Source organism: Nocardioides speluncae, assembly GCF_003121585.1.
GTDB lineage: Bacteria > Actinomycetota > Actinomycetes > Propionibacteriales > Nocardioidaceae > Nocardioides > Nocardioides speluncae.
This window is the reverse complement of the sequence record NZ_QEOO01000015.1, coordinates 84,451-104,458: the sequence shown is the minus strand read 5'-3', so window position 1 is coordinate 104,458 and position 20,008 is coordinate 84,451. Positions and strand designations below refer to the sequence as shown.

At 69.4% G+C, this 20,008-nt stretch carries 21 protein-coding genes and 1 tRNA gene; 14 read left to right on the top strand and 8 right to left on the bottom strand.

Going from position 1 to position 20,008, the window contains the following annotated elements:
* The first annotated feature begins 23 nt into the window (after positions 1 to 23).
* The 3 genes from DDV73_RS07220 to DDV73_RS07210 all read left to right on the top strand — a co-directional run bounded on the left by DDV73_RS07220 (position 24) and on the right by DDV73_RS07210 (position 2,244).
* Complete coding sequence (locus DDV73_RS07220; RefSeq protein ID WP_109506562.1) at positions 24 to 1,043, top strand: adenosine deaminase; 1,020 nt, start codon at positions 24 to 26, stop codon at positions 1,041 to 1,043.
* 192 nt (positions 1,044 to 1,235) lie between these two features.
* Positions 1,236 to 1,805 carry a Uma2 family endonuclease gene (locus tag DDV73_RS07215; RefSeq protein WP_109506561.1) on the top strand — a complete coding sequence of 190 codons (570 nt, stop codon included), beginning with the start codon at positions 1,236 to 1,238 and terminating at the stop codon, positions 1,803 to 1,805.
* A gap of 37 nt (positions 1,806 to 1,842) precedes the next feature.
* Positions 1,843 to 2,244 carry a RidA family protein gene (locus DDV73_RS07210; RefSeq protein ID WP_109506560.1) on the top strand — a complete coding sequence of 134 codons (402 nt, stop codon included), beginning with the start codon at positions 1,843 to 1,845 and terminating at the stop codon, positions 2,242 to 2,244.
* A 1-nt stretch (position 2,245) separates the two neighbouring features.
* On the opposite strand, the gene DDV73_RS07205 is transcribed toward DDV73_RS07210, so the two are convergent.
* Positions 2,246 to 2,319 (bottom strand) — tRNA-Arg (locus tag DDV73_RS07205).
* Positions 2,320 to 2,439: 120 nt separating this feature from the next.
* Between DDV73_RS07205 and DDV73_RS07200 the strand changes: the two genes are divergently transcribed.
* On the top strand, positions 2,440 to 3,111 hold the full coding sequence (locus DDV73_RS07200) for an SGNH/GDSL hydrolase family protein (protein WP_109506559.1): 672 nt from the start codon (positions 2,440 to 2,442) through the stop codon (positions 3,109 to 3,111).
* Here the strand turns inward: DDV73_RS07200 and DDV73_RS07195 are convergent.
* A complete protein-coding gene (locus DDV73_RS07195) occupies positions 3,108 to 4,544 on the bottom strand; it encodes an aminopeptidase P family protein (protein WP_240617167.1) in 1,437 nt (478 codons plus the stop codon). The two genes, DDV73_RS07200 and DDV73_RS07195, sit on opposite strands and share 4 nt — an antisense overlap.
* 61 nt (positions 4,545 to 4,605) lie before the next feature.
* Here DDV73_RS07195 and DDV73_RS07190 point away from each other — a divergent pair, with 61 nt between their 5' ends.
* From DDV73_RS07190 to DDV73_RS07175, 4 genes are all read left to right on the top strand, one after another.
* Complete coding sequence (locus tag DDV73_RS07190; RefSeq protein ID WP_109506558.1) at positions 4,606 to 5,727, top strand: PrsW family intramembrane metalloprotease; 1,122 nt, start codon at positions 4,606 to 4,608, stop codon at positions 5,725 to 5,727.
* A complete protein-coding gene (locus DDV73_RS07185) occupies positions 5,724 to 7,772 on the top strand; it encodes a dynamin family protein (protein ID WP_240617166.1) in 2,049 nt (682 codons plus the stop codon). Before DDV73_RS07190 ends, DDV73_RS07185 begins: the two co-directional genes overlap by 4 nt.
* Positions 7,773 to 7,834: 62 nt before the next feature.
* On the top strand, positions 7,835 to 9,487 hold the full coding sequence (locus tag DDV73_RS07180; RefSeq protein WP_240617165.1) for a GTPase: 1,653 nt from the start codon (positions 7,835 to 7,837) through the stop codon (positions 9,485 to 9,487).
* 155 nt (positions 9,488 to 9,642) lie between these two features.
* Positions 9,643 to 10,104, top strand: coding sequence for a single-stranded DNA-binding protein (locus DDV73_RS07175; protein WP_109506556.1), 462 nt, complete (start codon positions 9,643 to 9,645; stop codon positions 10,102 to 10,104).
* A 53-nt stretch (positions 10,105 to 10,157) separates the two neighbouring features.
* On the opposite strand, the gene DDV73_RS07170 is transcribed toward DDV73_RS07175, so the two are convergent.
* Together DDV73_RS07170 and DDV73_RS07165 are read right to left on the bottom strand one after the other, a co-directional pair.
* Positions 10,158 to 10,994, bottom strand: coding sequence for a hypothetical protein (locus DDV73_RS07170; RefSeq protein ID WP_109506555.1), 837 nt, complete (start codon positions 10,992 to 10,994; stop codon positions 10,158 to 10,160).
* Complete coding sequence (locus DDV73_RS07165) at positions 10,991 to 11,509, bottom strand: SigE family RNA polymerase sigma factor (RefSeq protein ID WP_109506554.1); 519 nt, start codon at positions 11,507 to 11,509, stop codon at positions 10,991 to 10,993. The genes DDV73_RS07170 and DDV73_RS07165 overlap by 4 nt, the downstream gene beginning before the upstream one ends.
* A gap of 168 nt (positions 11,510 to 11,677) precedes the next feature.
* On the opposite strand from DDV73_RS07165, the gene ettA reads away from it, so the two are divergent.
* Positions 11,678 to 13,360, top strand: a complete 1,683-nt coding sequence (ettA, locus tag DDV73_RS07160; protein ID WP_109506553.1) for an energy-dependent translational throttle protein EttA — start codon at positions 11,678 to 11,680, stop codon at positions 13,358 to 13,360.
* 143 nt (positions 13,361 to 13,503) lie between these two features.
* Here the strand turns inward: ettA and DDV73_RS07155 are convergent, their stop codons facing one another.
* A complete protein-coding gene (locus DDV73_RS07155; RefSeq protein ID WP_109506552.1) occupies positions 13,504 to 13,992 on the bottom strand; it encodes a MarR family winged helix-turn-helix transcriptional regulator in 489 nt (162 codons plus the stop codon).
* Between the two features lie 101 nt (positions 13,993 to 14,093).
* Here DDV73_RS07155 and DDV73_RS07150 point away from each other — a divergent pair, with 101 nt between their 5' ends.
* Entirely contained in the window at positions 14,094 to 14,636 is a 543-nt protein-coding gene (locus tag DDV73_RS07150; protein WP_109506551.1) for a YceI family protein, read from the top strand.
* A 69-nt stretch (positions 14,637 to 14,705) separates the two neighbouring features.
* On the opposite strand, the gene DDV73_RS07145 is transcribed toward DDV73_RS07150, so the two are convergent.
* Complete coding sequence (locus DDV73_RS07145) at positions 14,706 to 15,920, bottom strand: acetyl-CoA C-acetyltransferase (protein ID WP_109506550.1); 1,215 nt, start codon at positions 15,918 to 15,920, stop codon at positions 14,706 to 14,708.
* An 84-nt stretch (positions 15,921 to 16,004) separates the two neighbouring features.
* Between DDV73_RS07145 and DDV73_RS07140 the strand changes: the two genes are divergently transcribed.
* Positions 16,005 to 17,297: an MFS transporter gene (locus DDV73_RS07140; protein WP_109506549.1), complete on the top strand. Its 1,293-nt coding sequence runs from the start codon at positions 16,005 to 16,007 to the stop codon at positions 17,295 to 17,297.
* Here DDV73_RS07140 and DDV73_RS07135 read toward each other — a convergent pair.
* On the bottom strand, positions 17,294 to 17,896 hold the full coding sequence (locus DDV73_RS07135) for a TetR/AcrR family transcriptional regulator (protein WP_154402645.1): 603 nt from the start codon (positions 17,894 to 17,896) through the stop codon (positions 17,294 to 17,296). The genes DDV73_RS07140 and DDV73_RS07135 overlap by 4 nt on opposite strands.
* Positions 17,897 to 17,992: 96 nt before the next feature.
* Here DDV73_RS07135 and DDV73_RS27790 point away from each other — a divergent pair, with 96 nt between their 5' ends.
* Positions 17,993 to 18,169, top strand: a complete 177-nt coding sequence (locus DDV73_RS27790; protein WP_154402644.1) for a hypothetical protein — start codon at positions 17,993 to 17,995, stop codon at positions 18,167 to 18,169.
* A gap of 54 nt (positions 18,170 to 18,223) precedes the next feature.
* Positions 18,224 to 19,090, top strand: coding sequence for an acyl-CoA thioesterase (locus DDV73_RS07130; protein ID WP_109506547.1), 867 nt, complete (start codon positions 18,224 to 18,226; stop codon positions 19,088 to 19,090).
* Between the two features lie 10 nt (positions 19,091 to 19,100).
* On the opposite strand, the gene DDV73_RS07125 is transcribed toward DDV73_RS07130, so the two are convergent.
* The gene (locus tag DDV73_RS07125) at positions 19,101 to 19,484 is read right to left on the bottom strand and encodes a globin (RefSeq protein ID WP_109506613.1); all 384 of its coding nucleotides are present in this window, start codon (positions 19,482 to 19,484) and stop codon (positions 19,101 to 19,103) included.
* Positions 19,485 to 19,573: 89 nt separating this feature from the next.
* Between DDV73_RS07125 and DDV73_RS07120 the strand changes: the two genes are divergently transcribed.
* The gene (locus DDV73_RS07120) at positions 19,574 to 20,008 is read left to right on the top strand and encodes an OsmC family protein (RefSeq protein WP_109506546.1); all 435 of its coding nucleotides are present in this window, start codon (positions 19,574 to 19,576) and stop codon (positions 20,006 to 20,008) included.

Genomic DNA, 20,008 nt, shown 5'->3' with positions numbered 1-20,008 from the left:
AGCGTGACCGCGAGGATGACTGGATGACCGCACGACTCGCCGAGTTCATCGCCGGCCTGCCCAAGGCCGAGCTGCACGTCCACCACGTCGGGTCCGCCTCGCCGCGGATCGTCAGCGAGCTCGCGGCCCGGCATCCCGGTGAGGTGCCGAGCGACCCGGAGCTGCTCACGAAGTTCTTCGAGTTCCGCGACTTCGCTCACTTCATCGAGGTCTACCTGGCGGTCGTCAACCTGATCCGGACCCCCGAGGACGTCCGGCTGCTCACCTACGAGGTCGCTCGCGAGATGGCCGGCCAGCAGCTCCGGTACGCCGAGCTGACGTGCACGCCGTACACCTCCCAGCTCGCGGGCATCGCGATCGAGGGCTACACCGAGGCCATCGAGGACGCGCGGGTGGCCGCCGAGCGCGACTTCGGGCTGGTGCTGCGCTGGATCTACGACATCCCGGGGGAGAGCGGCATCCCGGCGGCCGACGCCACCCTCGACGCCGCGCTCAACCACCGGGTGGACGCCCTGGTCGGCTTCGGGCTGGGCGGTCCCGAGATCGGCGTACCCCGCCCGCAGTTCCAACCCCACTTCGACGCCGCCCGCGCGGCGGGGCTGCGCTCGGTGCCGCACGCCGGCGAGACGACCGGGCCGGAGACGGTCTGGCACGCGCTGCGGCTACTGGGTGCGGAGCGGATCGGCCACGGTACGTCGTCGGCACAGGACCCCGCCCTGCTCGCGCACCTCGCCGAGACCGGCATCGCCCTCGAGGTGTGCCCGTCGTCGAACATCGCGACCCGCGCCGTACCCACGCTGGCAGAGCACCCGATCCGCGCCTTCGTCGACGCCGGCGTCGTGGTCACGGTCAACTCCGACGACCCGCCGATGTTCGGGACCACGCTCAACCGGGAGTACGAGATCGCGGCCGAGCTGCTCGGCCTTGACACCGCCGGCGTGGCGGCGCTCGCGGTGGCCGCGGTCGATGCCTCGTTCGCGCCGGACGAGGTGAAGACGGGGCTGCGGGCCGAGATCGCGACGTACGCCGCCGCGCAGGGATGACGGTGCGGGATGAACTGCGGGATGAACTGCGGGATGAACCGCGGCATGAACAAGGCCCCGCAGGCGCATACTCCGCGGGGCCACTCCCATTTGTAGTCCACCAGCAGCCCCACCAGTCGCATTCGTCACGCGTGTCGGCCGCTTGGCGGCTGCGACAATGGCTGAGACACTGGCCAGGCGAGGTGATGACATATGGCGCAGGCCCTGACCGCTGGTTGGCCCCACCGGCTGTTCACGCTGCCCGACTGGGAAGAAATGCCAGTCGATGAGTCCCACCATATTGAGTGCAGTGAGGGTGTTCTCTCGGTGACCCCCAAGCCGTTCCCCCGCCATCAGCTGGCGATGACCAACCTCGTCTACCTGATCCGCAAGCACCTCCCGCCCGACCTGATAGCGCTGCCCGAGGTCGACGTGCTCATCACCGAGTCGCCGCTGACCGTCCGCGCCCCCGACGTCGTCGTCACCACCAAGGCCGCCGTCGAGGCGAACCCGCCGCGGCTGGCAGTCGCCGACATCCGGCTCGCCGTGGAGATCGTGTCGGAGGGCAGCCGCCGCACCGACCGGGTCACCAAGCGCAGCGAGTACGCCGAGGCCGGGATCCCCGACTACTGGATCATCGACCTCGCCGACCCGGTCACGCTGACCAGCTTCCACCTCGACCGGCTGAGCTACCGCACGGCCGAGGAGCACAAGGGCGTGTCGTCGCTGACCGCCTGCGGCGTCGTCTTCAACCTCGATCTGGGCGCCCTCACCGCGCTTTAGGTCAGATGCTGTCCGCATCGGTTCCTAGCATGCAGACATGACCGAGATTCAGCTACTTCGTCCCGCGGGGCTGGTCGACAGCCCCGCATTCAGCCACGTCGCAGTCGTTCCGCCCGGTGCCACGATGGTCTTCATCGGCGGGCAGAACGCGGTCGACCAGCAGGGCCGGCTCGTTGGCGGCACCGACGCAGCGGCGCAGACCGTGAAGGTGATGGAGAACCTGGCCACGGCGCTGGCCGCTGCCGGGGCGGGCATCGAGAACCTCGTCAGCGTCACGGTGGTTCTCGTGGAGGGTGTCGACGTGCAGTCGGCGTACGCCGCTGCCGCTCCGTCGTTCGCCGCGGCGGCGACGCCCCCGCTGGTCAGCGCCTTGCTCGTCTCCAGCCTTGGCGTACCCGGCGCCCTCGTGGAGGTGTCCGCGGTCGCGGCGCTGCCCTAGGCGCCCCCGACAGGATTCGAACCTGTGACCCGCAGATTAGAAGGCTGCTGCTCTATCCAGCTGAGCTACGGGGGCCTGGAAAGTGGTTGAGCGGTCACATTGTCACCCATCGATCCGAGTCGACGCGAACCCGTATCGACCGCCTGGCCAGTTGGCCGATTTCCTGAACAGCGGGCGGCTGGCGACGCCATCCTGATGGGATGGGGGGTACGGCGCGGTGTGGTGCTGGCGGTGCTGCTGACCGCGGCCTGCGTCGGGAGCGCCGCCGCCGACGATGCGGCGCAGCGCTGTGCGGACATCGCCGCGCGATCCGAGGAGCGGGCGCGGGTGGTGACCGGCTCCGGGGCGCCGGTGCTGGTGATCGGCGACTCCTACGCGATGGGCTCCGACCTCGACGATCCCGCGCGCTCCTGGCCGGCGTACCTAGACGGCCAGGTCCGAGTCGACGGCTTCGCCGGGTCCGGGTTCTCCCGTTCTGCCGGCCCGTGCCGAGGCGTGGCGTACGCCGACCGCGCCCGGCGCGACCTGGCGAGATGGCCGGGCATGATCGTCGTGCAGGGCGGGCTGAACGACTACGACGTACCCGCCGCGCAGGTCGAGGCGGATGCCCGCCGCCTGCTGCGCACGCTGGCCGGCCGTGACGTCGTACTCGTCGGACCCGCCGCGGCACCGGCTCGACAGGCGGGGGCCTACCGGGTGGACACGGTCCTGGCCCGGCTCGCCGCGCTGGCGGGCGTCCCTTACATCAGTACGGCGAGCTGGGAGCTCGACTACCTGCCGGACCGCCTCCATCTCACGCCGGAGGGCCACCGCGACTTCGGTGAACGGGACGCGACGGCCCTCCGTGAGCTGACGGGCGTGAGCTAGCCCCTGAGCGAGGCCATCCACTCCTCGACGGCCGACGCCTCGCGGGGGAGGCCGGCCGAGAGGTTCCGGGAGCCGTCGGCGGTGACCAGGATGTCGTCCTCGATCCGGATGCCGATGCCGCGCAGCTCCTCCGGGACCAGCAGGTCGTCGATCTGGAAGTAGAGGCCAGGCTCGACGGTCAGCACCATGCCCTCGGCGAGCTCGCCGTCGCGGTAGTTCTCCGGAGCGGCCTGGCCGCAGTCGTGGACGTCCATGCCGAGCATGTGGCTGGTGCCGTGCAGCGTCCAGCGGGCGTAGACCTTCGAGTCCTTGTCGAGCGCCTCCTCGGCCGAGACCGGCAGCAGGCCCATGTCGGCGAGCGCGTGGGCGAGTACCTCCATCGCCGCGTCGTGCGCCGCTAGGAAGGGTACGCCGGGGCGGATGGCGTCGATGCCGGCCTGCTGGGCGGCGTACACCAGGTCGTAGAGCTCGCGCTGCAGCTTGGTGTAGGTGCCGTCGACCGGCAGGGTGCGGGTGACGTCGGCGGTGTAGAGGTTGCGGCCCTCCACGCCCATGTCGAGCAGCAGCAGCTCGCCCGGGGTGACCGCGCCGGTGTTGTCGATCCAGTGCAGCGTCGTGGCGTGCGAGCCCGAGCCGACGATCGAGTCGTAGCCGAGCTCGTTGCCCATGGCCCGCGCCCGGCGGTAGAAGGTGCCGTCGATCCAGCGCTCGCCGAACTCCAGGACCCGCTCCCACTCGCGGACGCTGTCCTCGAAGCCGAGCGTGGTGATGTCGCACGCCTCCTGCAGCTCGGCGATCTCCCAGTCGTCCTTGACCAGCCGCAGCTCCGACACCACCCGCGCGAAATCGGAGTCGAGCGACTCGTCGGGCGCGACCAGGCCGTCGACCTTGGCGTCGATGCCGCGCAGGACGCGGGTCTTGCCGGTGGGCTCGAGCGCGGCCGGGAGGTCGTCGATGTGCTTCACCGGCATCCCGAGGGAGGACGACATCTCGTGCAGCGACGGGCGGCGGCCGACCCACAGCTCGCCGTACTGGCGGTCCCGGAAGAACTCGTCGGTGTCGCGCGCCGACCGCGGCCGCGCGTAGAGCGTCGCCTCGCCGTCCTCGACGACCAGCACCGCATCGGAGGTCTGGTTGCCGGATAGATAGGTGTGGGCGGTCTCCGGGCGGAACCGGTAGTCGGTGTCGTTGGAGCGCACCTTGAAGGTGCCGGCCGGGATCACCAGCCGCTCACCGGGGAAGGTCTCGGCCAGCGTCGTGCGCCGGGCCGCGGCGTACGACGTGATCGGGTGCGGCAGCAGGTCCAGCTCGCGGTCCCCCCAGCCCTCGCGCATGAACGCGGCATAGGCCTCCGGCACGGCCGGATCATGGGACTCGGTCTTCGGCTCGACGGCACTCTGGGCAGGGGTCTCTGGGGTCGTCTCGTCGCTCACACCGGCCACTGTACGCCGCACGTAACAGGGCGAAGAAGACGCTCGGGATAGCATGCGCCCCATGCGTGTACGTCGCCGCGAGAGCGCTGCCTTCACGGTGGTCGTCACCGTGCTGGTGGCGTTGTGCGCGGTGCCGATGGCAGCGATCATCGGCCTCTCCGGAGGCGGTGCGACGACCGTGGTCGCGGTCGTCTTGGCGGCGGTGCCGGTCGGCCCGCTGGTCGCGGCGTACCTCTGGCTGGACCGCTACGAGCCGGAGCCCAGGTCGCTGCTCGCGCTGGGCCTGCTGTGGGGTGGCTTCGTGGCCACCGCCGCGGCCCTGCTGATCGGCGGCATCGGCGGCCTGGTCGTCGGCATCACCGACGAGCAGAGCCTGTCGATCGTGGCGCCGGTGACCGAGGAGGCCAGCAAGGGCTTCTTCCTATTACTACTGCTGTGGTGGCGGCGGGCCGAGCTGGACGGCGTACTCGACGGGATCGTGTACGCCGGGATGGTCGGCATCGGCTTCGCCTTCATCGAGAACATCCTCTACCTCGGCGCGGCGTACAACGGCACCGACGCCACCGGCCCCGGCGGCGTCCAGGCGGTGACCGCGACCTTCGTGGTGCGCTGCCTGTTCAGCCCGTTCGCGCACCCCCTGTTCACCGCGTTCACCGGTATCGGTGTCGGCCTCGCGGTCTCCAGCCGGAGCCCGATGGTGCGAACCGTCGCCCCGATCGCCGGCTACATCCTCGCGGTCCTCGCCCACGCCACCTGGAACACCTCGACCCTCGGCGGCTTCGACAGCTTCGCGATGGTCTACTTCGTGGTCATGGTGCCCGGTTTCCTGGCCGTCGCAGCGCTCGCGGTGTTCGTCAGCCGCTCCGAGCGCCGGCTGCTGACCGCGGCACTTCAGGACGCAGCCAGACGCGGCCTCTTCCCCGCGAGCGACATTCCGTACATGGTTGACCTGCGAGCTCGGCGCGAGAGTCGGCGGTTCGCACAACGCAATGGCGGGAAGGCGGGTGCGCGGGCGATGGCCGGCTACCAGCAGGCAGCGATCGAGCTCGGCTTCTTGCACCATCGCTTCCTGCGGGGCACCGCACCGCGCGACTTCTCCGACCGAGGACAGGACTTCGTGAACCAGCTCCAGGCGCTTCGCCCGCAGATCAGCTTTCCGGGTCAGGCGGTGTCCACGCGATGATCGAAAATCCCACCGGCAAGGGCGCGCCGCCCGAGAAGCCGGCCGAGAAGCCGGCCGAGAAGCCGGCCGAGAAGCCGGCCGAGAAGCCGGCCGAGAAGCCCGCCAAGAAGGCTGCGCAAAAGCCGGCGGAGAAGCCGGCCGAGAAGGCAGCCGAGAAGCCAAGTCTGGCGAAGCCGGCCACCCCGGTGACGGCACCGGCCACGGCCACCAGTCCCCAGCCCAAGCACCAGGGCCCGAAGGCCAAGGACGCGCCCAAGCAGAAGGGCAAGCAGCCCCCCAAGAAGCACGGCAAGGGCGTTTCCGAGCCGATCGAGGTCGACGCGACCCAGATGCTGACCGCGCTGGTGCGGCTGCGCAGCGGGCTCCAGGACGCCAAGTTCCCGCTGGACGTCCCGAAGGTCGAAGAGCAGCGCACCGCGCAGCGGGAGATGGTCGACCAGCTCGAGGACTACGTCATCCCGAGGCTGATGACGATCGACGCTCCGCTGCTGACGGTGGTGGGCGGCTCGACCGGCGCCGGCAAGTCGACCCTGGTCAGCTCCCTGGTCGGCAAGCGGGTGACCGAGCCCGGCGTACTCCGGCCGACCACGCGCTCACCGGTGCTGGTCCACCACCCCGACGACGCCAAGTGGTTCGGCCAGGACCGGATCCTGCCCGACCTGGAGCGGGTCGAGAAGCCGACCACCGACCCGACGGCGCTCCAGCTGGTGCCGTCCGACGCGCTGACGCCCGGCCTGGCGATCCTGGACGCGCCCGACATTGACTCGGTCGAGGAGCGCAACCGGACGCTGGCCGCGCAGCTGCTCGCCGCCGCAGACCTGTGGATGTTCGTGACCTCGGCGGCGCGGTACGCCGACCAGGTGCCGTGGGGCTTCCTGAAGCAGGCGGCGGAGCGGTCGACGGCGGTCGCGATCGTGCTCGACCGGACCCCGGACGAAGCCGTGGAGACGGTCTCGACCCACCTGGCCCGGATGCTGGCCAGCCGCGGCCTGAAGGACTCGCCGCTGTTCACGGTGCTGGAGGGCGGCATCGACGAGGAGGGGCTGCTGCCCCCGCAGTCGGTGGCCGAGATCAGCGAGTGGCTCACGAGCCTGGCCGAGGACGCCGACGCCCGGACCCTGGTGGTGAAGCAGACCCTCGAGGGCGCGATCCGCACGGTCTCGCGGCGCACGTACGCCGTGGCCGACGCGAGCGGGGACCAGGTCGAGGCGGCCCGGCGGCTCCGCGATGACGCCGACAAGGCGTACGACGAGTCGATCGCCGCGATCGACAAGGCCTCCGCCGACGGGACCCTGCTGCGCGGTGAGGTACTGGCCCGCTGGCAGGAGTTCGTCGGCACCGGTGAGCTGCTGCGCAACCTGGAGACCCGGATCGGGCGGCTGCGGGACAAGCTCTTCAACACGCTCAAGGGCAAGCCGCAGCAGGCCGAGCGGGTCACGGTCGCCGTCGAGTCCGGCCTAGAGACGCTGATCCTGGAGCATGCCGAGGCGGCCGCCGAGCGCGCCGAGGTCTCGTGGCAGTCGACCGCGGCCGGGCAGCAGCTGCTCGGTGACGCCGGTCAGGACCTGGGCCGCGCCTCCCGCGACTTCCGGCGCAAGGCCGAGCGCGCCGTACGCGACTGGCAGTCCGACGTACTCGACATGGTCCGCACTGAAGGTGCCGACAAGCGACAGACCGCGCGGTTCCTGGCGTTCGGCGTCAACGGGCTGTCGGTCGCACTGATGGTCGTGGTCTTCGCTCACACCGCCGGCGTGACCGGTACCGAGGTCGGCATCGCGGGCGGTTCGGCCGTTCTCGGCCAGAAGCTGCTGGAGGCCGTCTTCGGCGACCAGGCGGTGCGGACGCTCGCCGAGCGGGCACGCAAAGATCTCGACCGCAGGGTCCGGCTCTTGCTGGACGACGAGCGGGTGCGCTATACCGGCCTCGTCGACTCGTTGGAGCTTGCTCCGGACGTCGCCGAACAGATGAGGACGGCGGCACGACGAGTCGACGATCTGCGCTTTGCTGGTGCCCAGCGTGCGAAGACACACCGCGCGGGTGAATAGAGTGGCGGTTGCTCAGGCAAAATAGTCAGTTGCAACTGCGCTGAGGGAGAAAATTGACGTCCTTGCTCGACGGGGCCAAGAAGCTGGTCAGCCGCGGCACCGATATCGGTACTCGAGTCGCTGGACTCGAAGCTGCCGTACGGGCTGCCCGCGGCCGCCTTGACGACTCCTCGGTGGATGCTGCCGCCGAGGTGGTCGGGCGCGCCTCCAGCAGGCTCCGTCTCTCGGCCAACCACACCGTCGTCGGGATCGCGGGAGCGACCGGCTCCGGCAAGTCGTCGACGTTCAACGCGCTGTCCGGCCTGGAGCTGGCCGCGGTCGGCGTACGACGCCCCACGACGTCCTGGGCGATGGCGTGCGTGTGGGGCTCGGAGGGCGCTCCCGAGCTCCTCGAGTGGCTCGGCATCCCTCAGCGGCACCAGGTCACGCGGGACTCGATGCTCGACACCGGTCACGAGGACAAGGCGCTGCAGGGCGTCGTACTCCTGGACCTGCCCGACCACGACTCGACCGAGGTCACCCACCATCTCGAGGTCGACCGGCTGGTGAAGCTCGCCGACGTGCTGGTCTGGGTGCTGGACCCGCAGAAGTACGCCGACGCCGCGATCCACGACCGCTACCTGAAGCCGCTGGCCTCCCACAAGGACGTCATGATGGTGGTGCTCAACCACATCGACACGGTGGCTGAGGACCGGCGCGACGCGATGGTCGACGACGTACGCCGGCTGCTCGACAACGACGGCCTGGACTCGGTACCGATCGTGCCGATCAGCGCCCGGCACGGCATCGGCGTGGAGTCGCTGAAGAACGAGATCGCGCGCCGGGCGCACGAGAAGAAGGCGACCAAGATCCGGCTCGACGCCGACCTGAAGCAGGCCGCGACCCAGCTGCAGCAGGAGGCCGGTGCCACCGAGCCTCGCAAGCTGTCCAAGGAGCGGGTCGCCGAGCTCGAGGACGCGCTGTCCGATGCTGCCGGCATCCCCATGGTGGTCGACGCGGTCGAGAAGTCGACGCGGCTGCGCGCCAACCGGTCGACCGGCTGGCCGGCGATCGCGTGGTTCACCAAGCTGAAGCCGGACCCGCTGCGACGGCTGCACCTCGGCTTCGGGTCGTCCGTCAAGGAGCTGACCAGCACCGCTCGGACCTCGGTCCCGGAAGCCACGCAGGTACAGCGGGCGCGGGTCGACGCGGCGGTGCGCGGCGTGGCGGACGACGTGTCCGAGGGGCTGGCCAAGCCGTGGGCGACGGCGGTCCGCAAGGCATCGGTCTCCAACCTCACCGATATCACCGACCGACTCGACACCACGGTCGCCGATACCGATCTCGGCGTCGACAAGCTGCCGGTGTGGGCTGGGCTGGTCCGCTTCATCCAGTGGATGCTGATCCTGTCCGCGATCGGCGGCCTGCTGTGGCTGACGGCGCTGTTCGTCTTCTCCTACCTGCAGATGGACGACGAGGTGCCCGATACGCCGTCGCTCGGGCCGATTCCGGTGCCGGCGCTGCTACTGGTGGGCGGCGTACTGCTCGGCTGGCTGCTGGCGTTCGTGTGCCGGTGGCTGGTCAGCATCACCGCGCGCAGCCGCGCCCGGGTCGCGGACCGGCGGCTGCGTGGCGGCGTACACAAGGTGGCCGAGGAGATGATCGTGAAGCCGATCGACCAGGAGCTGCAGGCCTTCTACGCGCTGCGGAACGGGCTCAACCAGGCCCTCAGCTGACCTCTGCGTCCTTTGGCTGTCGGCGGCCCACTAACCGTCCACAATTTCTGCACCGCGGATTTCTCCACAGGCTGCGCCCGCTCGGGCGCTGGCTGTCGGTGGCGCTGGCGACGCTGGTTGTCGTTCATCGAACACGACAGCTAGGAGCAGAAACCATGAACGACACCTACGTCACCTTCGAGGGCTGGGTCGGCAGCGACGTCAGCCTCTCCGAGACCCGAGGCGGCGCCCAGGTCGCGTCCTTCCGGGTCGGGTCTACCCCGCGACACTTCCGCGACGGCGCCTGGGCCGACGGCGAGACCGTCTGGTTCACCGTGAAGTGCTGGCGTTCGCTGGCGCTGAACGTCCATCAGTCGATTCGCAACGGCGAGGCCGTGATCGTGCACGGCAAGCTCGTCGCCGACGTCTGGGAGAAGAGCCCGACCGAGACCTCGGTCCGCTACATCGTGGTCGCCACCTCGGTCGGTCACGACCTCTCCCGCGGTACGGCGCAGTTCACCAAGGCCCCGCGCAGGCTGCACGGTGGCGACGACGTCCAGCAGACTATCCACGCGTACGACGAGGACGGCCCGCGCCTGGACTCCGACGGAGAGTTGGTACAGCCCGCGGCCGCCTGAAGCAGCGCTCGGCCCGCCGGGCGGTTGCCGACGGGCCGAGGTCGCCGCGCCGATCAGTCGTACCAGACGTCGCTCTCACCGATCGCCCGTACCTGCGCGGGGGTCAGCGCGAGCGCATAGGAGGTCGGCTCGTTCCACTTGTCCTGGCTGGAGTTGGACGTGGAGACGTACATCATCGAGCCGTCGGTGCGCAGCATCCGGAACTCGATGAGCTCGATGCCGTCGTACGCGTCCTCCATGAGAATGGCGCGCTCCCCGCCCGGACCGGTGAGCTGGTCGCATGTCGCCCCTGTCTTGTTTTGCGACAGGAGCCAGGTGCAGTCAACCTGCTGCTCATACCGTGGCCCCTCCGCCATGATCGTCATGGAATCTCCGGGGTCATTGCCGTCGTCGCGAACGGCCTCGTCCGGCTGCTCGGGGCTGTAGAAGATCATGTTGAACCCACCGGTTCCGCCGCTGGTGGGTGAGGTGATCCCCGAGATCAGGAAGCCGAAGTTCTCCTCGGTCGCGCCCGGCTCGCGGATCAGTGGATCGACGATCCGGACTCCGGTGGACAGCAACGGCTCGAGTCGGGCGACCATCTCCGACGCAGGCAGGTCCCACCAGCTGACCGACGGGGTGGCCGCCTGCTTGACGTCCGGCAAGCCGTTGCCGGCGTAGTCGGTCGACTCGCGGGCGGTCGAGCCGCCGCTGGCCTGCTGGATGCCGAGGCCGGTGACCGCGATCGCGGTGATCGCGCTGACGGTAATCAGCGTCCGGCGACGGCGCCGGAGTCTGCGGCCGCGGGCGACGGCGCCGGTACGGAAGGCGTCGACAGGTGCGGTGGTGTCGGACATGGTGCGCTCGAAGCGGTTGCGCACCTGGTCTTCGAGGTCATGTGGAGTGGTCATGGGTTGCTCCCCGTTGCAAGGTCTGAGAGGTGAGGATCTGACTGGAGGGTGCGCAGTGCGCGCAGGCTGCGGTTCTTGACCGCGGCCTCGGTGAGGTCGAGCTGGCGTGCGGTGTCGGCCACGCTGCGGTCGTCCCAGTAGCGGAGGACGACCACGGCCCGGTCGAGCCGGTCGAGCTGGCGCAGCGCCGCCATCAGCAGCAGCCGGTCGGTAACGTCGGCCGCCTCGTCGGCGGTCGCAGTGTCGATCGGCTCGGCGACCGGCAGCTCACTGCTGCTGCGCCGGCGGCGTTCGCTGAGGAACGTCTTGGTGACGATCGCGTGGGTGTAGGCGACCGGGTCGTCGGCCCGCCGCACTCGTGACCACGCGGCGTACGTCTTCGCCAGCGCCGACTGCACCAGGTCCTCGGCCCGGTGCCGCGACGTGGTGAGCAGCCAGGCCTTGCGGAGCAAGCTGTGCGACTGTGCCGCGACGAACGCCGCGAACTCGTCATCGAGCTTCTGACGCTGGCTCACGCGCGCCCTCCCGTCGTCTGGTATTCATCATGTCGTGTCCCGTCCGGGCCTCCCCGTTGGCGGCCCTCACCCCACCAGACGCGGTGGCGGCACGGCCCGGTCTCAGACCGGCCCCGGTCCCACCCGGATTGGGAGACACCCCCGGGTCGCCAGATAGGCTCCGGGACCATGGCTGAATATGTCTTCACACTGCGCAACGTGCGTAAGGCGCACGGCGACAAGGTCGTCCTCGACAACGTGACGCTGTCGTTCCTGCACGGTGCCAAGATCGGCGTCGTCGGTCCGAACGGCGCCGGCAAGTCGTCGCTTCTGAAGATCATGGCCGGCCTCGACCAGCCCAACAACGGCGACGCGATCCTCGACCCCGAGGGCACGGTCGGCATGCTCCAGCAGGAGCCGCCGCTGAGCGAGGGTAAGACCGTCCTGGAGAACGTCGAGGAGGCGGTCGGCGAGATCAAGGGCAAGCTCGACCGCTACAACGCGATCTCCGAGGAGATGGCCAACCCGGACGCCGACTTCGACAAGCTGCTCGCCGAGATGGGCGACCTGCAGACCGACCTCGACCACGCGAACGCCTGGGATCTCGACAGCCGGCTCGACCAGGCCATGGACGCGCTGCGCTGCCCGCCGCCGGACGTCCTGGTGGACAACCTGTCGGGTGGCGAGCGGCGCCGGGTTGCGCTGTGCAAGCTGCTGCTCCAGCAGCCCAGCCTGCTGCTGCTCGACGAGCCCACCAACCACCTCGACGCCGAGTCGGTGCAGTGGCTGGAAGGTCACCTGAAGTCCTACCCGGGCGCCGTCCTGGCCGTGACCCACGACCGGTACTTCCTCGACAACGTCGCCGAGTGGATCGCCGAGGTCGACCGCGGTCAGATCCACGGCTACGAGGGCAACTACTCGACGTACCTCGAGACGAAGAAGGACCGGCTCAAGATCGAGGGCCAGAAGGACGCCAAGCGGGCCAAGATGCTCGAGCGCGAGCTGGAGTGGGTGCGGTCCAACGCCAAGGCCCGGCAGACCAAGAGCAAGTCCCGTCTGGCGCGCTACGAGGAGATGGCGGCCGAGGCCGACCGGATGCGCAAGATCGACACCTCCGAGATCAACATCCCGGCAGGCCCGCGCCTGGGCGACGTCGTACTCGAGGCCAAGAAGCTCGGCAAGGGCTTCGAGGACCGGACCCTGATGCACGACCTGTCGTTCACGCTCCCGCGGGCCGGCATCGTCGGCGTGATCGGACCGAACGGCGTCGGCAAGACCACGCTGTTCCGGATGATCACCGGCCAGGAGAAGTCCGACGAGGGCGAGCTCGTCGTCGGGCAGACCGTGAAGATCTCCTACGTCGACCAGAGCCGCGGCGGCATCGACCCCAACAAGAACGTCTGGGAGGTCGTCTCCGACGGCCTCGACTTCATCAAGGTCGCCAACTTCGAGATGAACTCCCGCGCCTACGTCGCGTCGTTCGGCTTCAAGGGCCCGGACCAGCAGAAGAAGGCCGGCGTGCTGTCCGGCGGTGAGCGGAACCGGCTGAACCTCGCGCTCACCCTGAAGATGGGCGGCAACATGCTGCTGCTCGACGAGCCGACCAACGACCTCGACGTGGAGACGCTGTCCTCACTGGAGGACGCGCTGCTCGACTTCCCGGGCTGCGCCGTGGTCACCTCCCACGACCGGTGGTTCCTCGACCGCGTCGCCACCCACATCCTGGCCTGGGAGGGTGACGACGAGGACCCGGCGAAGTGGTTCTGGTTCGAGGGCAACTTCGCGTCGTACGAGGAGAACAAGATCGAGCGGCTCGGCGTCGAGGCCGCCCGCCCGCACCGGGTCACCCACCGCCGCCTCACCCGCGACTAAGACCCGCGACCCGGCCCGTATTGACGGGTCCAAGCGCCGACCCGGCCCGTGTTCACGAGATAGACCGCCGACCCGGCCCGTGTTGACATGGTTTGTGTCAACACGGGCCGGGTCGGCGCCTTACAGCGTCAACACGGGCCGGGTCACCGGATGTCGACCTCGGGGTGGTCGCCGACAAGTCGGTCGGCAACCGCGTTCATGACCCGGCCGACGGCGGCGAAGTCGTCTTCGTCGCACAGGTCGACGAGGTTGTCGCGCACGCTGGTCACGTGCAGCGGCGCGGCTCGCACGAGCAGGTCCCAGCCTTCGTCAGTCATCGTCGCGATGATGCCGCGGCCGTCGTCGGCCGCCGTACAGCGCTCGATGAGACCCGCCCTCTCCATCCGCGCCACGGTGTGGGTCACCCGGCTCCGGCTGTGGCGAAGGGCGTCGGCCAGCGCCGCCATCCGCATCTGCCTGCCTTCGCGCTCGGACAGCCGGACCAGGATCTCGTATTCGGTCAGCGATAGGCCGAAGCCCTTGCGGAGATCGTCATCGAGCCGGTCCATCAGCAGGGTCGTGCCTATCACCAGCGCGCGCCACGAGCGTTGTTGCGTCGCGTCCAGCCACCGGGTCTCGGTCTCGTCGGACATGTCGGGCAGTTTAGCGAGAGTGGCACATTCTGGACCGCGGGAATAAGCGTGTACGCTGAAGCATTAGGTTGAATGTTCAACTACCTAAGGAGCAGTCAAGCATGACCGTGAACACCGAGTCCCACCTGATCGCCGGCACCTGGACCATCGACCCGAGCCACTCCGAGGTCGGCTTCACCGTTCGTCACTTGATGACCAAGGTCCGTGGCCAGTTCGAGTCCTTCGAGGGCAAGGTCGTCACCGGGACCTCCGTCGCCGAGACCAAGGCCGAGGCCAGCATCGACCTCAACTCGATCAACACCCGCGACGCCCAGCGTGACGGGCACCTGCGCTCCTCCGACTTCTTCGACGTCGAGAAGACCGGTCCGATGACGTTCACCAGCACCGCGTTCGACGGTACGACGGCGACCGGCGACCTGACCATCAAGGGCGTCACCCGTCCGGTGACCCTGGACGTGGAGTTCCTCGGACTTGACGCCGATGCCTACGGCGGCCAGCGGATCGGCTTCGAGGCCACCACCGAGATCAACCGCAAGGACTTCGGCATCGACTTCAACATCCCGCTCGACGGCGGCAGGTTCGTGATCGGTGACAAGGTCTCGATCACCCTGTCGGTCCAGGCCGTGCTCGACCAGGACGCCTGAGCTAGAAGCAGTACGACGCGCCCACCGGCGGACCGGCGGGCGCGTCGTACTACGTCCGGGCGAGTGCCGCTACAGCCGCTCGAGGATCAGCGCCATGCCCTGGCCGCCGCCGACGCACATGGTGATCAGGCCGGTGGACTTGTCGTGCCAGTCCAGCGAGTTGAGCATCGTGTTCTGCAGGCGGGCGCCGGTCATGCCGAACGGGTGGCCGACCGCGATCGCGCCGCCGTTGATGTTGAGCCGGTCCAGGTCGATGCCGAGCTCCTGGTACGACGGCACCACCTGCGCGGCGAACGCCTCGTTGATCTCGACCAGGTCGATGTCGCCGATCGACATGCCGGCGTGCGCCAGCGCGCGCTTGGTCGCCTCGACCGGTCCGAGGCCCATGATCTCCGGGGAGAGCCCGGAGACGCCGGTGGCCACGATCCGCGCCAGCGGGGTGAGCCCGAGCTCGGCGGCCTTGGTGTCGGACATGATCACGACCGCGGCCGCGCCGTCGTTGAGTGGACAGCAGTTGCCGGCGGTCACCACGCCGTCGGGCCGGAAGACCGGCTTCAGCCCGGACACGGCCTCGTAGGTCACGCCCGCGCGCGGCCCGTCGTCGGTCGATACGACGGTGCCGTCCGGGGTGGTGACCGGGGTGATCTCACGCTCCCAGAAGCCGTCGGCGATCGCCTTCTCGGCGAGGTTCTGCGAGCGGACGCCGAACTCGTCGAGCTCCTGGCGGGTGAGGCCCTTGAGCTGGGCGACGTTCTCGGCGGTCTGGCCCATCGCGATGTACGCGTCGGGGATGACGTCGTCCTCGCGCGGGTCGTGCCAGGTCTGGCCCCCCGCCGCGAACTTCTCGGTTCGCGCGACCGCGTCCTCGAAGAGCGGGTTCTTGGTGTCTGGGTGGCTGTCTGAGTTGCCCTTCGCGAACCGCGAGACGGTCTCGACGCCGGCGGAGACGAAGATGTCGCCCTCGCCGGCCTTGATCGCGTGGAAGGCCATCCGGCTGGTCTGCACCGATGACGCGCAGTAGCGGGTCAGGGTCGCGCCCGGGACGTCGTCGAGGCCGAGCAGCACGTTGACGATCCGGGCCATGTTGAAGCCGCTCTCGCCGCCGGGCAGTCCGCAGCCGAGGTAGACGTCGTCGATGGTGTGCGGGTCCAGCGCCGGGATCTTGTCCAGCGCGGTCTGGATGGCGAACGCCGCCAGGTCGTCGGGGCGGAGGTCCTTCAGCGAGCCCTTGAACGCACGACCGATCGGCGTACGGGCGGCAGAGACGATCACGGCCTCGGGCATGGGGACTCCGTTTCCTTTGGGGGTTTGTCGCTGGCCACGATAATGCCTCGCAGACTGTCGGTGGCGTGCGGCACGATCCCTGATATGCCCACCCAACGCGCCGGCCTGCGCTCGTTCTGGGGCCAGCTCCCGACCGAGGGCCGCTGGCTGCTCTCCACCGTCGCCGTGCAGACCCTCGGCCGCGGCCTGACGCTGCCGTTCACGATCATCTACCTGCACGAGGTGCGCGGCTTCGAGCTCGGCCTCTCCGGGACGCTGATGGGCGTCATTGCGCTGGTGGCGCTCCTGGTCACCGGCCCAGGCGGCTCGCTGACCGACCGGTACGGCGCGCGCCGGATGCTGCTGATCGGCACGCTCGCGATGATGGTCGGCAACACCGTGCTGGCATTCGCCACCACCCCGGCCGTGGCGGCGCTCGCCTTCGTCCTGATCGGCATCAACTTCGGCATCTCCTGGCCGGCGTTCAACGCGCTCATCGCCAGCGTGGTGACCGGCGAGGTCCGGCAGACCTACTTCGGGGTCAACTTCGCGCTGGTCAACCTCGGGATCGGCCTGGGCGGCGTGGTCGGCGGGCTGTTCGTCGACGTCGACCGGCCGGCGACGTTCACCACGATCTTCCTGGTGGACGCCGCGACGATGCTGGTGCCGCTCGGGCTGCTGCTGGGCCCGCTCCGTCACCTCCACGGCCGCGCCGAACAGCCGCTCGCCGACGCCGAGGGCGTTCCGGCCACCTATCTCGCGATCCTGCGCCAGCCGACGGTGCTCTGGCTGACCTGTCTGACCTTCCTGGCGATGTTCGTCGGCTACGGCCAGATGGAGGGGGGCTTCCCGGCGTTCGCGCGGCAGGTCTCGGAGGTGTCGACCCGCGCGGTCGGCATCGCATTCGCGATCAACACCGCGGTGATCGTGGCGCTGCAGTTCTCGGTGCTGTCGCGGATCTCCGGTCGGCGGCGTACCCGGGTGATGGTGGTGATGGGCCTGATCTGGGTCGTCTCCTGGCTCCTGCTCGGCAGCACCGGACTGGTGCCCGGGACCGTCACGGCGGTGCTCGGCGTGTTCGCGTTCCACGCGGTGTTCGCGTTCGGCGAGACGCTGCTGCAGCCCACCGTCCCGGCGATTACCAACGACCTGGCGCCCGACCACCTGCGCGGCCGCTACAACGCGATCAACGCCGCTGCCTTCCAGGGCGCGGGGATCGCCGGCCCGGTCGCGGCCGGCCTGCTCCTCCAGCACGGGCTGGAGACGGTGTTCGTGGCCGTGATGGTGGTGGGTTGCGCGCTGATCGCCGTACTCGCGCTGGCGCTGGAACGACGGCCGGACGAGGCCAACGGCATCAAGAAGAGCGACCTGCCGACAGCGCCCGTGGTCGGAGGCTAGGACTCCAGGACGGTCTGCGGCGTGGCCAGCGAGCCCATCAGCATCGAGATCCGGTCGCGGACGTAGTCGGGCCGCTCGGTGGGCGGCTTGAGCAGCGCGCCCAGCAGCGTCCCGTCGTACGCCGCCACCAGCGTCTCCGCGCGGCTGGCGCTGTGCTCCTTGCCGCTGGCCGCCACGATGTCGTCGACCAGGGTGACCAGGTCGCGGCGCCAGTCGGCGAACAGGTCCGCGAGCTCCGGGTTGCGGGAGGCCTCGGTGGCCAGCTCCAGCCGGGTGACCACCAGGCCGGGGCTGTCGAGCCACTTGAGGATCAGCCGGGTCGTAGCCTCGACGGCACGCGGGTCGTCGCCCGGACAGCCGGCGAGCTCCTCGCCCAGCTCGGAGACGTCGGCCGAGAGCTGCGCGGCGACGTACCTCGTCAGTGCGACCAGCAGTGCCTGCCGGGTCCGTAGGTAGGCCGAGCAGCTGCCTTCAGGGAGGCCGACCTCGCGGTCGACAGCGCGGTGGGTGAGGCCGCGGGTGCCGTGCGCGCCGACCACCGCGATCGACGCGTCCATCAGCACCTTCATGCGCGGGCTGAGGGGTGCGGCCGACTCCATGACGAACGACACTACCGGCGAACTTGATCCGGCCGTGGGATCGGCGTATCTTCTACACATGTAGAAACTCTACAAACGTAGAAAGGATTGGCCATCATGGAACTGCTTCCCACCATCACCCCCTGGATCGTCGGCTTCTTCGTGATCGCCGGCCTCGGTGCGGCTCTGGCCATCGGCGTCATCGCTGAGTTCGTGACCCGCAACCACCGGATCCGGGTCCGCCGCCAGGAGTCGATCCCGACGTACTACGGCCGGCTCGTCCACAGCCACTGAGCCAGCCCTGGACCGCGGCGCCAGTCGACGCCGCGGTCTGACACGATCGACGACGTGCGCCATACCTACGAGTGCCCGATGCGTTGGGCCGATATGGATCTGCTCGGGCACGTCAACAACGTCACCTACGTCGACTACCTGCAAGAGGCGCGGATCTCGATGTTCCTCGCCGTCGCCGGCGAGCGGGCCGACGACGAGCTGGCCGAGGCGCTGGTGGTCGCGCGCAGCGACGTCTCGTACGTCGCGCCGCTGACCTACCGCCCGGAGCCGGTGCTGATCGACTGCTGGGTCACCGACATCAGCGCCTCCTCGTTCACCATCGCCTACGAGGTGTACGACGCACTGCCGGACGGCGACCGCGTGGTCTACGTGCGGGCCGCGACCAAGCTCGCGCCGTACGTCTTCGAGGCGGAGCGGCCGCGCCGGTTCACCGAGGACGAGCGGGCCCGGCTGGCGCCGTACCACGAGCCGTCGGGTGTGCCGCCGAGGCCGCCCGTGCGCCGCCGGCCCGCCGAGGCCACCGATCCGTACCAGCTCCGGGTGCGCTTCTCCGACGTCGACATCTACCGCCACGTCAACAACGTGAAGTACTTCGAGTACTTCCAGGAGGCCCGGATCGGGGCGATCACCAGCGCGTTCGGCGCGATGCCGGACGGGACGCCGCGAGTTCCGATGGTGATCGCGCAGATGGACGTCGACTACCGGGCGCCGATCCTGTTCCGCCAGCAGCCGTACGACGTGTGGACCTGGGTCTCGCGGGTGGGCCAGACCTCGTTCACCTTCGAGCAGGAGGTCGCCGACGGTGACTTGGTGTTCGCCCGGGCGCGGGTGGTGCTGGTGACCTTCGACGCCGAGACCCAGCGGGCCGCGCCGGCCCCAGCGGTGTACCTCGACGCGCTGCGGGCCGCCCTCGTCGAGTGACCGGCCGCGGTCAGGCGGGGGACTCCAGCGTGTTGATCATGAACTGCGCGGCGTGGGTGACGTAGTCCCACAGCTTTGCGTCCTGCTCCGGCGTCAGCCCGATCTCGTCCATCGCGGCCCGGAAGTGCTTCAGCCAGTGGTCGCGGGCCCGTGGCGTCACCTCGAACGGCGCATGCCGCATCCGCAGCCGTGGGTGGCCGCGCTGCTCGGAGTACGTCGTCGGGCCGCCCCAGTACTGCACGAGGAACAGCGTGAACCGCTCCGCCGCCGGACCGAGGTCCTCCTCCGGGTACATCGGGCGGAGCACCTCATCGGTCGCGACGCCGGCGTAGAAACGGTCGACGAGCTTGCGGAACGTCTCGAAGCCGCCGACCTCGTCGTAGAAGGTACTCACCACCCCATTCTGCCGAGCGGTCCAACCGGGCCGCACATCGGCGTGGAAGACTCGCCTTGACCAGACCACGAAAGTCGAAGGAGCAACCCATGGCAGCGACCCGCACCGCCCAGACTCACTGGGAGGGCAACCTTCTCCAAGGAGCAGGGCAGGTCACGCTCAAGTCGTCGGGTCTCGGCACGTACGACGTGTCCTGGCCGGCGCGAACTGACGAGGAGGCCAACGGCAAGACCTCGCCGGAGGAGCTGATCGCGGCCGCGCACTCGGCCTGCTACTCGATGGCGTTCTCTCACGGCCTGGCCGGCGCCGGCCACACGGTCGAGTCGCTGGACACCCAGGCCGACGTCACCTTCCAGCCGGGTGAGGGCATCACCGGGATCAAGCTGACCGTGCAGGCCAAGGTTCCCGGGCTGTCCGAGGAGGACTTCCAGGCCGCCGCCGAGACCGCGAAGGCCAACTGTCCGGTCAGCCAGGCGCTGAAGGCGGTTCCCTCGATCACCCTCGAAGCGACCCTGCTGCCCTGA